Source organism: Marinobacter litoralis (assembly GCF_003336705.1).
GTDB classification, from domain to species: Bacteria; Pseudomonadota; Gammaproteobacteria; order Pseudomonadales; family Oleiphilaceae; genus Marinobacter; species Marinobacter litoralis.
Genome location: NZ_QMDL01000001.1, coordinates 1,047,467 through 1,060,655 on the forward strand (window position 1 = coordinate 1,047,467; position 13,189 = coordinate 1,060,655).

Annotated in this window: 11 protein-coding genes and 1 tRNA gene; 6 read left to right on the plus strand and 6 right to left on the minus strand. The window is 51.7% G+C overall.

The annotated features are described in order from the left end of the window. The first annotated feature begins 320 nt into the window (after positions 1-320). Together DOQ08_RS04845 and DOQ08_RS04850 are read left to right on the plus strand one after the other, a co-directional pair. Positions 321-1,070 carry an electron transfer flavoprotein subunit beta/FixA family protein gene (locus tag DOQ08_RS04845; RefSeq protein WP_114333740.1) on the plus strand — a complete coding sequence of 250 codons (750 nt, stop codon included), beginning with the start codon at positions 321-323 and terminating at the stop codon, positions 1,068-1,070. After that, positions 1,071-2,012: an electron transfer flavoprotein subunit alpha/FixB family protein gene (locus tag DOQ08_RS04850; protein WP_114333741.1), complete on the plus strand. Its 942-nt coding sequence runs from the start codon at positions 1,071-1,073 to the stop codon at positions 2,010-2,012. Positions 2,013-2,039: 27 nt separating this feature from the next. On the opposite strand, the gene DOQ08_RS04855 is transcribed toward DOQ08_RS04850, so the two are convergent. Both DOQ08_RS04855 and DOQ08_RS04860 read right to left on the minus strand, forming a co-directional pair. Beyond that, positions 2,040-2,495, minus strand: a complete 456-nt coding sequence (locus DOQ08_RS04855; RefSeq protein WP_114333742.1) for a hypothetical protein — start codon at positions 2,493-2,495, stop codon at positions 2,040-2,042. Positions 2,496-2,506: 11 nt separating this feature from the next. Further along, the gene (locus tag DOQ08_RS04860) at positions 2,507-2,836 is read right to left on the minus strand and encodes a hypothetical protein (protein WP_114333743.1); all 330 of its coding nucleotides are present in this window, start codon (positions 2,834-2,836) and stop codon (positions 2,507-2,509) included. A gap of 167 nt (positions 2,837-3,003) precedes the next feature. Here DOQ08_RS04860 and DOQ08_RS04865 point away from each other — a divergent pair, with 167 nt between their 5' ends. Further along, a complete protein-coding gene (locus DOQ08_RS04865) occupies positions 3,004-4,242 on the plus strand; it encodes a saccharopine dehydrogenase family protein (protein ID WP_114333744.1) in 1,239 nt (412 codons plus the stop codon). Positions 4,243-4,246: 4 nt separating this feature from the next. Here the strand turns inward: DOQ08_RS04865 and cydC are convergent, their stop codons facing one another. From cydC to DOQ08_RS04885, 4 genes are read right to left on the minus strand one after another with little or no spacing between them, the layout of a single operon-like run. Continuing rightward, positions 4,247-5,848, minus strand: coding sequence for a thiol reductant ABC exporter subunit CydC (cydC, locus tag DOQ08_RS04870; RefSeq protein ID WP_114333745.1), 1,602 nt, complete (start codon positions 5,846-5,848; stop codon positions 4,247-4,249). Further along, complete coding sequence (gene cydD, locus DOQ08_RS04875; RefSeq protein ID WP_114333746.1) at positions 5,841-7,514, minus strand: thiol reductant ABC exporter subunit CydD; 1,674 nt, start codon at positions 7,512-7,514, stop codon at positions 5,841-5,843. The genes cydC and cydD overlap by 8 nt, the downstream gene beginning before the upstream one ends. Beyond that, on the minus strand, positions 7,515-8,516 hold the full coding sequence (cydB, locus tag DOQ08_RS04880) for a cytochrome d ubiquinol oxidase subunit II (RefSeq protein ID WP_114333747.1): 1,002 nt from the start codon (positions 8,514-8,516) through the stop codon (positions 7,515-7,517). Then, on the minus strand, positions 8,516-9,961 hold the full coding sequence (locus DOQ08_RS04885; RefSeq protein ID WP_114333748.1) for a cytochrome ubiquinol oxidase subunit I: 1,446 nt from the start codon (positions 9,959-9,961) through the stop codon (positions 8,516-8,518). Before DOQ08_RS04885 ends, cydB begins: the two co-directional genes overlap by 1 nt. A gap of 188 nt (positions 9,962-10,149) precedes the next feature. On the opposite strand from DOQ08_RS04885, the gene DOQ08_RS04890 reads away from it, so the two are divergent. The 3 genes from DOQ08_RS04890 (at position 10,150) to DOQ08_RS04900 (ending at position 13,146) form a co-directional block, all read left to right on the plus strand. Continuing rightward, a complete protein-coding gene (locus DOQ08_RS04890; protein WP_114333749.1) occupies positions 10,150-10,770 on the plus strand; it encodes a class I SAM-dependent methyltransferase in 621 nt (206 codons plus the stop codon). A gap of 112 nt (positions 10,771-10,882) precedes the next feature. Continuing rightward, positions 10,883-10,969: transfer RNA gene (locus DOQ08_RS04895), tRNA-Leu, on the plus strand. A 134-nt stretch (positions 10,970-11,103) separates the two neighbouring features. Beyond that, the gene (locus tag DOQ08_RS04900; protein WP_133297155.1) at positions 11,104-13,146 is read left to right on the plus strand and encodes an NERD domain-containing protein; all 2,043 of its coding nucleotides are present in this window, start codon (positions 11,104-11,106) and stop codon (positions 13,144-13,146) included. Positions 13,147-13,189 lie beyond the last annotated feature (43 nt).

Below are 13,189 nucleotides of genomic sequence, written 5' to 3' on the forward strand. Positions count from 1 at the left end.
TCCTCACTACAGCTTTAATGAATGTTATTTTCCGAAGGATAACGCATTTGACAAATCAAACAAACGTTTGTTTGAAATTTGCATTCACCTTTGGCATTGTACGTATACACCGAAATATCGTGTGTTTTGAGTCGATTTTTAGTATCGTCTCATTGCCTGGCCGGGTCAACCCGGTCGATTGGCCGTGAACGCAGGCCTGGAGCGTCGGATGGGGCAATTCCCCCTTCTGTTTTAACCTGCAGTATTGTCATGCTTTATGTGGCAGGCGCTCTTTTTAGCACTGTGCATCATTAAACCCATTGTAGAAGAACGAGGAATCTATGAAGGTTCTGGTCGCTGTAAAACGAGTTATCGACTACAACGTAAAGGTGCGCGTCAAGCCGGACAACACCGGTGTTGACCTCGCCAACGTCAAAATGGCAATGAACCCGTTCTGCGAAATCGCAGTTGAAGAAGCGGTTCGTTTGAAAGAAAAAGGCGTTGCCACCGAAATCGTTGTTGTATCCATTGGCCCGAAGGCCTCCCAGGAGCAAATCCGTACCGCTCTGGCACTGGGCGCTGACCGTGGTATTCACATCGAGACTGACGAAGAAGTACAGTCCCTCGAAGCGGCCAAGCTGCTGAAAGCTGTCGTTGAGAAAGAAGAGCCGAAGCTGGTTATTCTGGGTAAACAGTCCATCGATTCCGACAACAACCAAACTGGCCAGATGCTGGCCGCTCTGACCGGCATGGGTCAGGGTACTTTCGCTTCTGAAGTAGTTGTTGACGGCGAAAAAGTTAACGTAACCCGTGAAGTAGACGGCGGTCTGATGACTGTTGCTCTGAACTTGCCAGCGGTTGTTACCACTGACTTGCGTCTGAACGAGCCGCGCTACGCTTCTTTGCCGAACATCATGAAGGCCAAGAAGAAGCCCCTCGAGACAGTAAGCGCAGCTGATCTGGGCGTTGAAATCGCACCTCGTCTGTCCACCCTGAAAGTAGAAGCGCCTGCTTCACGTCAGGCTGGTATCAAGGTGGCTGACGTTGCTGAGCTGGTGGATAAACTGAAGAACGAAGCGAAGGTGATCTAAATGAGCATCCTGGTAATTGCTGAACACGACAACAGCAGCCTGAAGCAGGCTACTCTGAACGTTGTAGCGGCAGCCAAGGCCATCGGTGGTGACATCGACGTGCTGGTTGCTGGTGAAAACGTAGGTGCCGTCGCTGAAGCCGCTGCAAAAGCCGAAGGCGTAAACAAGGTTCTGGTTGCTGACAACGCTGCCTACGGCCACTTCCTGGCTGAAAACCTGGGTGAGCTTGTTGCTGAAGTAGGTAAGGGCTACAGCCACATCCTGACCTCTGCTGGCACCACTGGTAAAGACTTCATGCCTCGCGTTGCTGCGCTGCTGGACGTTGCCCAGGTTTCTGACATCATCCGTGTTGAATCTGAAGACACGTTTGTTCGTCCGATCTACGCGGGTAACGCCATCGCGACTGTTAAAGCTAGCGACAGCATCAAAGTTGTTACTGTTCGTCCGACTGGTTTCGACCCGGTAGCTGCTGAAGGCGGTTCTGCTTCTGTAGAACAGCTTGACGTTGTTAAAGACGCTGGACTGTCGTCTTTCGTAGGCGAAGAAAAGGCTAAGTCTGACCGTCCTGACCTGGCCTCTGCCGGCATTGTTATCTCCGGCGGCCGTGGCATGCAGAACGGCGAAAACTTCAAGATGCTTGAGCAAGTAGCTGACCTGATGGGCGCTGCTGTAGGTGCTTCCCGTGCCGCAGTTGACGCTGGCTTCGTACCGAACGACATGCAGGTAGGCCAGACTGGTAAGATCGTTGCGCCTCAGCTGTACGTAGCGGTTGGTATCTCTGGTGCTATCCAGCACTTGGCAGGTATGTCTGACTCCAAAGTGATCGTTGCGATCAACAAGGACGAAGAAGCTCCGATCTTCCAGGTTGCCGATTACGGCCTGGTAGCGGATCTGTTCGAAGCTGTTCCTCAGCTTGAAGAAGAGCTGAAGAAAGTTCTGTAACTTGCTGATCTCTTAGAAAAAGGCACCCTAGGGTGCCTTTTTTGTTTTGGAGATAATTCGCTTCTCGGCTTTACCGATGAACAAGCTGTCGGCCAGAATGTGCACCGCTTTATTGGTGGTTCTCACCACCTGATACACCTGTTCGCTTTTCTCGTGATGGGTTTGCTTGACCTTGCGGGCGGTGTTTTTGAATTCTTCATCTTTGGCGAACCGGTCAATCAAACCAAAGGTGGTATTGGCGATGACCTTGTGTACTTTCTCAACGGCGGTTGTACCACCGGATACCGTGTCTTCCATCAGCTTGGCACGATTTCGCACCTCAAGCAGCTCCATTCTTTTTTGCTGAATACGGCTGTGAGTCTGTAGCCGGCTAGCGTTCAGAATGCGTAGTTTTTTACGAGATTCGGCGGACTGCTTGAAACCTGCAGCCAGCAGGCATCCGCTCACCGTTAAACCCACCCCAGTGGCTATCAATGTCATCATGTTGGTTTGCCTCAGCGGTATTCAATCTGCATATCAACATCAATTTCCCGCTCTTCCAGTTCGCTCGTTAACTCCTTGAGAACTTCCTGATACACCATTTTGGTTGCCATGGTTGGCAAACGGTCACCAATCAGGCGACCGGCTCTTGATTCCCGCTTGGCCAGGCCGATAGGGTCGGTTACTTTCAGAACAATCGCCAGTTCCGGGTCGGGTTGCTGTGCCGGAATATTTTCACGTTCAAGCATTTGATTAATCATCTTGCGTTGCTCCAGCAGTTGCCAGAGTAAAAGGCCACTCAGGGCCGCAAGAACGAAACTCGTTATAACCAGGAATACAGTCACGTATGTCCTCCGGGGTATTTGCTAAGGTAGTACCAGTTTGAACCTGCTTGGCGGTTAAACGATTGGCCGGAAGGACGCAATTTTCATGAAAAGATGAAAGTAACACGCACGATTAAACCTGTTACCATCGTTTCCATCATAAAATCCAATAAAGACAAGGACACGCAATGACAACCACACAGGCAAACTACGATCTGATTGTATTTGGTGCCACCAGTTTTGTTGGCCAAATCCTAACCGATTACCTTGCCAAAAATTACGGCGTAAACGGTGATCTGAAGTGGGCCATTGCCGGTCGCTCCGAAAGCAAACTGAATGACGTGAAGGCCACATTAGGTTCTAACGCTGCAGACTTGCCTGTGCTGATTGCCGATGCCAGCGACGAAACCGCGTTGATTGCTCTGTGCGAGCAAACCAAACTCGTGATCTCAACCGTGGGCCCATACGCGCTGTATGGTGAGCCGCTGATCAAAGCGTGTGTGAGCACGGGCACCGATTACTGTGATTTGACTGGCGAAGTTCAGTGGATCGGCCGAATGATCAAGCGTTACGAAGATCAGGCTAAGGAAAGTGGCGCGCGTATCGTGCATTGTTGCGGGTTTGATTCGATTCCATCCGATATGGGTGTTTGGTTCCTTCAGAAACATGCCGAGGAAACCTTTGGCGAGCCCTGCCAAGACGTTCGTATGCGAGTAAAAGTGGCCAAGGGCGGCCTGTCTGGGGGCACCGTTGCTTCCATGATCAATATCGCGAAAGAAATGGGTGCTGATCCCAAACTGCGTAAAGAGCTGGCGAATCCGTTCTCAATCTGCCCGCCGGAGCATCGCTCAAAGACACGGCAGCCGAGTTTGAAGTCTGCCGAGTTCGACAAAGATTTCGGTGTTTGGTTAGCGCCGTTCGTGATGGGGGCCATTAACACCCGTGTGGTTCACCGTTCGAACGCATTGCAGGGCGCGCGCTACGGCAAAGAGTTCACCTACGATGAAGCCATCATGACAGGGCAGGGCGCCAAAGGCCGGTTAACTGCCTACGGTGTGGTCGCTGCGTTAGGCACCTTCCTTGCCGCCTCTGCGATAAAGCCCACCCGCTGGGTCGTCGAGAAGCTGGTGCCTCAGCCAGGTGAAGGTCCAACTCCTGAAGCCCAGGAAGCCGGGTTTTATGACATTCGCTTTATTGGCCGCACACAAACCGGCAAAACCATGATCACCAAAGTAACCGGTGACCGGGACCCCGGCTACGGTTCAACCGCTAAAATGCTGGGTGAAGCCGGAGTCTGCCTGGCTCAGGAGATTGGTGACGAATTGCCCGGCGGTTTCTGGACACCGTCTTCAGCTATGGACGGCAAACTCCTTGAGCGCCTGACCAGCAACGCTGGCCTGACCTTCGAGGTGGTGGAAACCCGCTAAGCGCCTAATTCAGGTGCAGTACGTGGTCGGAAGGCAACAGCGCTTCCGGCCCGTGCCCCAGGCTGATGACCGTGCGGCCTTCAAGCCAGCGGTCAATCAGCGGGGTAATGCGTTTGCGTGTATCGGTGTCTACGCCGGTGAACGGCTCGTCCAGAATAACCAAAGGCGCGTTTGATAGCAGTACCCGGGCCAACACCAAGCGGCGGGCTTCCCCTCCGGATAGCCGGTTACCACCGCTTCCCAGCCATGTGTCCAGCCCCTCGTTTTCCCGCGTAAATCTCTCTGCCAGTTCCACCAGCTCTAACACCCGCCATAGATCTGCATCGGTTGCGTTGGGATTGCCCAGCAGCAGGTTAGTTTTCAAGGTGTCTTCGAACACCACGGTGCTTTGAGTGAGGTAGGCACATGGCGGGCATTCAAGGGTTCCGGTCAAAGCGGGCGTCACCCGCGCAAAGGTATCCGCCAAGGAAGATTTGCCGCTTCCCGATGCGCCAACAATTCCGAGGCGTTCACCTTCTTGTACAGTGAGCGAGAAATGCGTCATGACCGGCGCATTGCCGGGGTAGCCAATGGTAAGGTCCGACGCTATCAGCGTGGAGCTTGTGGCTGGGCTCACCGGTTGAACTGCAGAGGGTTCAACGTCTTTGTTCAGGCGCCTCGCAGCGGCCAGAGTTGCTCCCAGTTTTCCAAACGCATCCGGGAGCATGGCATAGACTTCGTTAAGCCCCAGTAGCACGATAGGTAGCATGACCAACACCGGACCGGACACCGCCCCCTTATGAAAGAGCGCGAAACCTGACCAGAGGACAAACACTGCGGAGAGGTTGATCAATAACTGAGCAGCTGAAAGGTGCCAGCCGGCCTGCGTTTCGATGACTGCCTGATCTTTGTCGAGCGCGAGTGATTGTCGTTTTAGCAGCGCGGCGTGCTTTCCGATTCGCCCTGCGGCGGTCAGTTCTGAAAACCCTTCCAGATGTTCAATAACGTCGCTGCGCAGATGCTCATGGCGGTCATTCAGCTCGCCCGAAAGTGCTTGAGTTCGGCGATACAGCGCCCAGCTGGCCATCACAAACGCCGTTGCCAGAAAGCCCAGTGCAGTAAGAGCTGTCTCAAGGTCAAGCAGAAGCCAAACCAGTAATACCACCAGTAAGGTGACCACCGCGGCCAGAGCGGTAGGAGCCACAAGCCTTAGATACAGGGTATCCAACGCATCGACATCGGCCGTGAGTCGCGATAGCCATTGGGCGCCTTTTTGGAGCCCTCTGTCGCGGTGGCCGGCTTGTGCCATTTGATCAAACAGCGCTACGCGAATATCGGTTAGCAGGCGCAAAACCGTGTTGTGGTTATACAGCCGCTCGAAATAGCGGGCAACGGTGCGCGACACCGCAAAGAACCGGATGCCACCACCGGGCACGTACAAATTGATGTAGGCCTGAATGCCCGCCGCAAACAGCAAACCCACTAAAGCCGTTTCAGTGAGAAACCAGCCGGACAAAGCGAGCAGGGCAATGCCGGAAATCAAGGTGGCTAACAGCAACAGCGCGCCAATCACCAAGCGACCACGGCGTTGCAGTATCAGATTGAGCCAGGGGCGAAGCTCACGCATCTTTCACCTCGCCGTCGTGAACGATCAACAGCCGATCGGCCAGCGTCATCAGGGCTTGATGATGGGTGGAGAGAATCACGGTTTTGCCTGCTTCCGACAGTTTGTGCAGCGCTTCCAGCACGTGGATTTCACTGGTGGCATCCAAACCGGCGGTGGGTTCGTCCAGAATCACCAAGTCGTAATCGGCCAGAAAAATCCGGGCCAAACTCAAGCGCCGGGCTTGGCCACCTGACAGGCCCTGGCCGTCTTCGCCAATTTTGCTGTAGATACCTTGCTCCCGGTGTTCAACCAAATCGGCCAAGCCAACCTGATGAAGGGCTCTTTCAATGGCAATATCCGAGGCGTCCGGACTGGTCATTCGCAAGTTGTCGGCCCAACTGCCTTGAATCCAGAAACCTTTCTGGCCGAGCCAGCCGAAGGGTTGCTCACCGGCGGGCTTGCCAAATATCGAGATTGAGCCGGAAACCGGTTGCAGAAATCCCGCCAGCATATGTAGCAGCGACGACTTGCCGCCACCGGAAGGGCCGGTCAGCACAATGGTTTCACCCTTTTTAATGGTCAGTGTCACGTTCCTGATGACTTCCGGGCCAGTGTCGTAGCATAGAGACACACGTTGGATTGCGATCACAGCAGCATCATTTGTACTCGACGAGCCGGTTGTTTTGGTGGGCGAAGCCGGTTGATCAAGGCGCGCCAGAATCTCTGCGCTGGCACCAAGGGCGGCTGCTCTATCGTGGTAATGCTGGGACAGAGTCCGCAGGGGTTGAAAAAATTCCGGAGCCAACAACAAAATCAACAAGCCCGAAAACAGCGTAAGCTCTGAACTTGGCCCGAACGAGATATAGCCCAACAGCCCGAAACCTATGTAGATCGCAATCACTGCAATGGCCACCGATGCAAAGAACTCCAGCACCGCAGACGACAGGAAGGCAATCTTCAGGGTCTTTAGCGTAATCAGGCGAAATTGATCGGAGCGCTGGTGCAGCGTGGCGCTGGCTTGGGCCGTTTGCCCAAATAACTGGAGGGTGGTTAGCCCCCGAACCTTGTCGAGAAACTGGCCGGAAAGCCGGCTGACGGTTTCAAAATGTTGCTGGTTAACCTTCTCTGCACCCATGCCCACCAGAGCCATGAATAAAGGAATCAAGGGCGCGGATAACACCAGGAAAATACCCGCCAGCCAATCCAGCCAGAACACCACGGCCAGAATCATCAACGGTACAATCACCGATAACATCATTTGCGGAAGAAAACGGGCGAAGTAGCCATGCAGGGCTTCAACGTGATCCAGCCATTCCCGGGCAAGGGAAGCGGCAGACGCGTCTGCCAGAGCCACAGGCCCGAGGGCTTGCCATTTGCGATGCAATTGCCGGCGAACATCGCGGCGCACTTCTTCACTGCAGCGTGCGGCAAAGCGGGTTTGTAAGCCTTGGCCAAGGGCGCGCAGTACGAGCACCGCTACCAAAACGAGAAATGCAGGAGTAAGGCTGGCTACCGGCTGGTGCTCGATAACCCCTTGGTATACCAGCCAGGCCAGCAGCGCCATCTGTACGATGGTTGCCAGCCCAACCCATACGCCGGCTAACACCGTGGCGCGTATCCAGCGCTGGCTGCTCTTGGTTAATCCAGACAGCCAGCGCCGGACACGGGCCGGGTCTGACGAGTCCACTTAGTGGTACCCCTCTCCGGCGCGTACCTTGCCGCGGAACACCCAATAGGTCCATGCGGTGTAAACCAGAATGATCGGAATAACGAACAGCAACCCGAGCAACAAGAACAGCTGCGCTTCCGGAGCCGAGGCGGCATCCCATAGGGTGTAGTCGGGTGGCACCACATACGGCCAACGGCTAACGATCAAGCCCAGGTAAGTGGTGATGAACAGCCCCATGGTGGCCACGAACGGCATGCCTTCAAAGCGGTTGCGAACCGAACGCCAGATCTGGAACGCGCACAGCAAGGTGATGGCTGGCAGAATCCAGATAATACCCAGATTCGAGAACCAGCGCTCCCAAACAAAGTTGTCAACGAAGGGCGTCCACACACTGATGATGCCAAACACCATCAGTACGGTGAACAACAGCGGCGTAGTAATGCGGTAAGCCCAGTCTTGCAGGCGACCTTCGGTTTTCAGGATCAGCCAGGTTGAGCCGAGCAAGGCATAGCCCGCCAAGGTGCCCAAACCGGTTAACACGGTAAAGGGCGTTAGCCAGTCCAGCGCGCCGCCAACGTACACGCCATCCACGGTGTTAAAACCCTGAATATAAGCGCCAACCACGGCCCCTTGAGCGAAAGTGGCAATGGTAGAGCCGCCCGCAAACGACCAGTTCCAAAGGTAGCGAGAGCTGCGCGCCTTGAACCGGAATTCAAAGGCAACGCCCCGGAAAATCAAACCCGCCAGCATCAAAAACACACCAATGTACATCGCCGGAAGAATGATGCTGTACACCATCGGAAACGCAGCCAGCAATCCGGCCCCGCCCAGCACCAGCCAGGTTTCATTGCCGTCCCAGACCGGTGCCACCGAATTCATCATGGTGTCCCGATCTTCTTCCGAAGGTGCAAAGGGAAACAAGATTCCGATGCCCAGATCAAAGCCGTCCATCAGGACGTACATGATAATTCCAAAACCGATAATAAATGCCCAGATGAGGGCTAAGTCGAACACTTCCATTATTGCTGCCCCCCTTCATTGGCGGTTTTCGCCGGATTTGCCGATTTCTCTTCCGAATCGTATTCAAACTGCACGTGTGCCGCCGATAGTGGGCGGGCAGGGCGGTCGGCTTCGTCTTCAGTATGACCGCCATCGCCTTCAAGCCCTACATACAGAACCCGCATCAGGTAGTACAAGCCGGCAGAGAAGATAGAGGCATACACCAACACGTAGCCAATCAGTGTAAACAGGGCCATGCCGCCGGTGAGTGACGGGGTAACTGATTCTGCTTGCGTCATCATGCCGTACACCAACCAGGGCGCACGGCCCGTTTCGGTTACGAACCAGCCTGTCAGTACCGCGAGAAACGGCGCAATACTCATGGCCCGCAGCCCTTGCAGGTACCAGCGTGTTTTATACAAGCGGCCGTCTTTGCGCAGCACCAAGCCAGTAATGGCAACCAGAATCATCAACATGCCAAGGCCGACCATCACCCGGAACGACCAGAACACAATGGCCACCGGCGGTTGCTCTTCAACGGGCACCTCATTCAAGCCAAGAATCTCACCATCGAAATCGTGGGTGAGAATCAAACTGGCAAGGCTGGGAATGCCAATCTCGAAATGGTTGGTCTGGTTTTCCTGATCAGGAATGGCGAACAGGAGAAGGGGCACATTGGTGGAGGTTTCCCAATGACCTTCCATCGCAGCTACCTTCATCGGCTGGTGTTCCAGCGTGTTCAAACCGTGGAAATCGCCCACAACTGCCTGAGCCGGCGCAATGAACAGCAGCAGCCACAAACACATGGAAAGGGCTTTTTTGTTCGCTTCGACTTCGCGGCCTTTAAGCAAGTACCAAGCACTCACACCGGCCACCACAAAACTGCCGGTCAAGAAAGAGGCCAGCACCATGTGCATCAAACGGAACTTAAAGGAAGGATTAAAAATGGCCTCGCCCCACGACAAAATGTGAAACGCGCCGTCTCTGAATTCGGTGCCGGCAGGCGTTTGCATCCAACTGTTAGCAGACAAAATCCAGAATGTAGAAATGAGCGTGCCGATGGCGACCATAATGGCGGAGAACAGATGCGCCCCGGGTGGCACCTTATCTCGCCCAAACAGCAGAACCCCCAGAAAAGCGGCTTCAAGGAAGAAGGCCGTGAGCACCTCATAACTGAGTATAGGCCCCAAGAAGTTGGCCGAAGCCTGCGCGAAGTTACTCCAGTTGGTACCAAACTGGAACGACATCACGATGCCCGACACCACGCCCATACCGAACACCACCGCAAACACCTTGGTCCAGAAGGCAGACAGGGTGATCCACACCGGATTCTTGGTTTTGTAGCCAAGCCCTTCAAGCAGTGCGATATAGGATGCAAGCCCGATAGTGAACACCGGGAAAATGGCGTGAAATGACACGACAAACGCGAACTGGATTCGCGATAGGATGAGGGGATCTAGCTCCATTGGAACCTCCAGCAATGACATGCTTACAAAAGGGCATAGCCCGCACAGCAACAGCCTGGTGCATTTTGTAATATTGTTATTACCAGCGGTTACGGTAATGCTAACGTGATCATACCAGAGAAACGCGAGACAATTTGTCGCACTCTTGACATATCACAACAACAAATCGAGCCAAATACGGTGAACCAATGAGTTTTTACGAAAACCGCATCCTCCCTCACATCATCGACAAAGCCTGCTCAATGGGGCAGGTGATGAAGCTTCGTAGCCAGGTGGTTCCCCGTGCCAAAGGCCGAGTTCTGGAGGTTGGCATGGGCTCTGGGATCAACCTCGAATTCTACGATCCCGACCGTGTAGACATGGTGTACGGCCTGGAACCATCTGAAGGCATGCGCCGTAAAGCCCAAGTAAACCTCAACCGCTCGTCTATCAAAGTAGAATGGTTGGACCTTCCTGGCGAGAAAATACCGCTAGAAGATCACTCTGTAGATACCATTCTGCTGACATTCACCCTGTGCACCATCCCGGATTGGCAAGCCGCTCTTAAACAAATGAAGCGGGTACTCAAGCCCGGTGGGGAGCTGCTGTTCCTGGAACACGGTGAATCTCCTGATCAAGGTACCTGCAAATGGCAGCACCGGATCACTCCGGGCTGGAAAAAACTTGCAGGAGGCTGCCACCTGAACCGCAACATCGCGGAGTTATTGAAGCAGGGCGGTTTCCAAATTCAGGAACTCGAGAACCTGTACATCCCTAAAGCGCCAAAAATAGCAGGCTACATCTACAAGGGTGTCGCCACGAACGCCTAAAATCACCAAAATTGTTCGCAAAATAAACAGCTTGGGCAGGAAGTTCAAGATCGGAATTGCGTTAGGCAACGGAGCCTTATACAATCTCGGCCTTCAGATTTTTCCCTCCGATGCCCGGATGGTGAAATTGGTAGACACAAGAGACTTAAAATCTCTCGGCCGTAAGGCCGTGCCGGTTCGATTCCGGCTCCGGGCACCATTAAAAACAATATCTTAGAATTTTTCTCCTGCCTTCTTTTAAGTGCATCTTGTTTCGTGTAGACGCTATGTAGACACCAACCGCTTCGTTGTGGCAGGCTCTATATGCCTATGGTTGCTCAGGGAAGTGAAAAGATGGAATTTATAGAAGCTCTTCAATCGCCGAAGATTAAAATCAAACATCCAACGCAACGAGGGTTCAAACTCGCCACTTGGAAAAAGCACGAGCTCGAATACGAATTCCATCAACGGCAATCTCAGGCAGCCCATTCGTTCGGAACTATTCTTTTCCAGACACTCGAATTGTTACGAGATTGGTTGACCGAACTTGATAGACGAAAACCCGCGTCACTGAATAACGGGGTATTGAGAAGGCATTTCGTGAGTTTGAGCAATCGACACAGAAAGGCCTTCGCTCAGCAAATGCAACAGCGTTTTGACGAATTTTCGGCATCGAATCAAACCGACGACGTCATAATAAATAACCTGTCAGGCCTACCTGGAGCCGCGATCGGGCCCGAGGATTCTAATAACGGCCATCTCACTATCACTGATAGTGCGCATCAAATGGTAGACAATTTCCGACTTATATTAGGCAGCCTGCTTGCACGTAGAAAAGTCGATAAATGTGAAGAAAGTTTTGAGCCACTCGACGAAATGGAATGGCTTCATTTTCAAGAAATGGGCTCTGCCCTATATGACTTGCTGGAATCTTATTGGCATTTAGTTGTATATGAGGAAAACATTCCCCTTTACGACACCTCAAAGAATCTTCTATTACTTAATCCAGTATTTAATGAACTTAATGTAGCAAAAACTGTTTCTTTGATGAGGATGGAAAATCATAGAGCAGCAGTTTCGGCGATTACAGGATCTTTTGTTAAAAACCGCCAAGCTTCAATGGATTACAAGTTCCCTATCGAGGCGGAAAAGTCCAAAGGTGTATCATATCGCGCAGTCCAGTTGAAAGATCAAGATTTCGAATTGCAGGGAATTTATGCTAGCGCCAAAAATGATATTGGTGACATCAAGGACTCTATTTCAGAGAGTGTTTGCTCAAAAGAGTCTTCTGAGCTTGGGTTTTCTCTAAGTGATGTTTTCGACGTATTCTTATCGTTGAGGATTTTTTCGGCATGGAAGTATGGAACGTTAAGTAACAATACGTCTTACTTCAAAAAAGGTGATTTGTCGAGATTTAATTTTGAAGTTGATATAGGAAAACTTGCACAGGTAGTTTCGACATGTGTTGGATTCCCGAAAAATAAGACCAAGAAAATTCTCGAATTTCTGCACTTCGATTTTGGTAGTGACTACGACTTATGGTCCAATCCATTCATCAAAAAGAATGACAGTAAGAGCTTCGTCCTTATTGCGCCTTTTATGGAGGCTGTTCTTAGTAGGAACGCAGAATTTTGGCTTCGCCAGTTAAATATATCTCTTAGTAATAAAGGTGATGGATTCGAGGAATACATAAGAAATAGAATTAATAAATCAATTGAGAATTCCCCACTTTCTGCGACAAGCTTCCAGGTGCCTGAAAAGATGATTAGGTTTTCTGGTCAGTTTGAGGAAATTGACTCGTTAGTTCTTATCGGCAACAGGGCGTTGGTAATCGAGATCAAGAATATTGTGGCAGTTGATAGCCCGGTTTCGTTTGGAACTGCTTCTAGGAGAATTAAGGAAGGAGTAGAGCAGGCCAAAAGAAAGAGTGAATTCATAAAAAATAACAGGCATGAATTTGTTTCTAGATATAATCTAGATATTGAGGCGGATGAACTTGAAACCGTACCGCTCGTTTTCGTAAGTAATTTTATTTGTGCTGGCTGCGTTATAGATGGGGTTTCCATCACAGACCAGTTAATTTTTGAGGCTTTTTTTATTAAGAAAGGACTAATTCCAATCCTTTCCCATGATGCTGGGACCTCAATTTCTCATAAAGTTGAGGTTGAGATTTACAAGTCTTCTTCAGATGCGCAGGACAAAATAGAGAAATACCTATCAAATCCGCCTCAGCTCCGCTTGATGAAGGATGCGCTTTTTTGTGCTTATTATGAATCTTCAATACAAATAATTCCTGGTTCAAAGGCCGTTCTGCGTCGGTTAGAAGTTAGTCAAGAGCATGAGTTAAATACTATTTTGAACACCGATTTCGGTTTTCCGCTTATAGTAAATAAGTAGATCATAGGCTTAGTGAATGAGTTTAGAGCTGATAAGTTGGCCT

Bases quoted from the DNA above. Each gene is read 5' to 3' on its own strand.
- DOQ08_RS04850 (WP_114333741.1), top strand. From the start codon at position 1,071: ATGAGCATCCTGGTAATTGCTGAACACGACAACAGCAGCCTGAAGCAG.
- cydB (WP_114333747.1), bottom strand. From the start codon at position 8,516: ATGGAAGTGTTCGACTTAGCCCTCATCTGGGCATTTATTATCGGTTTT.
- DOQ08_RS04865 (WP_114333744.1), top strand. From the start codon at position 3,004: ATGACAACCACACAGGCAAACTACGATCTGATTGTATTTGGTGCCACC.
- DOQ08_RS04845 (WP_114333740.1), top strand. From the start codon at position 321: ATGAAGGTTCTGGTCGCTGTAAAACGAGTTATCGACTACAACGTAAAG.
- cydC (WP_114333745.1), bottom strand. From the start codon at position 5,848: ATGCGTGAGCTTCGCCCCTGGCTCAATCTGATACTGCAACGCCGTGGT.
- DOQ08_RS04900 (WP_133297155.1), top strand. From the start codon at position 11,104: ATGGAATTTATAGAAGCTCTTCAATCGCCGAAGATTAAAATCAAACAT.
- DOQ08_RS04855 (WP_114333742.1), bottom strand. From the start codon at position 2,495: ATGATGACATTGATAGCCACTGGGGTGGGTTTAACGGTGAGCGGATGC.
- DOQ08_RS04890 (WP_114333749.1), top strand. From the start codon at position 10,150: ATGAGTTTTTACGAAAACCGCATCCTCCCTCACATCATCGACAAAGCC.
- DOQ08_RS04885 (WP_114333748.1), bottom strand. From the start codon at position 9,961: ATGGAGCTAGATCCCCTCATCCTATCGCGAATCCAGTTCGCGTTTGTC.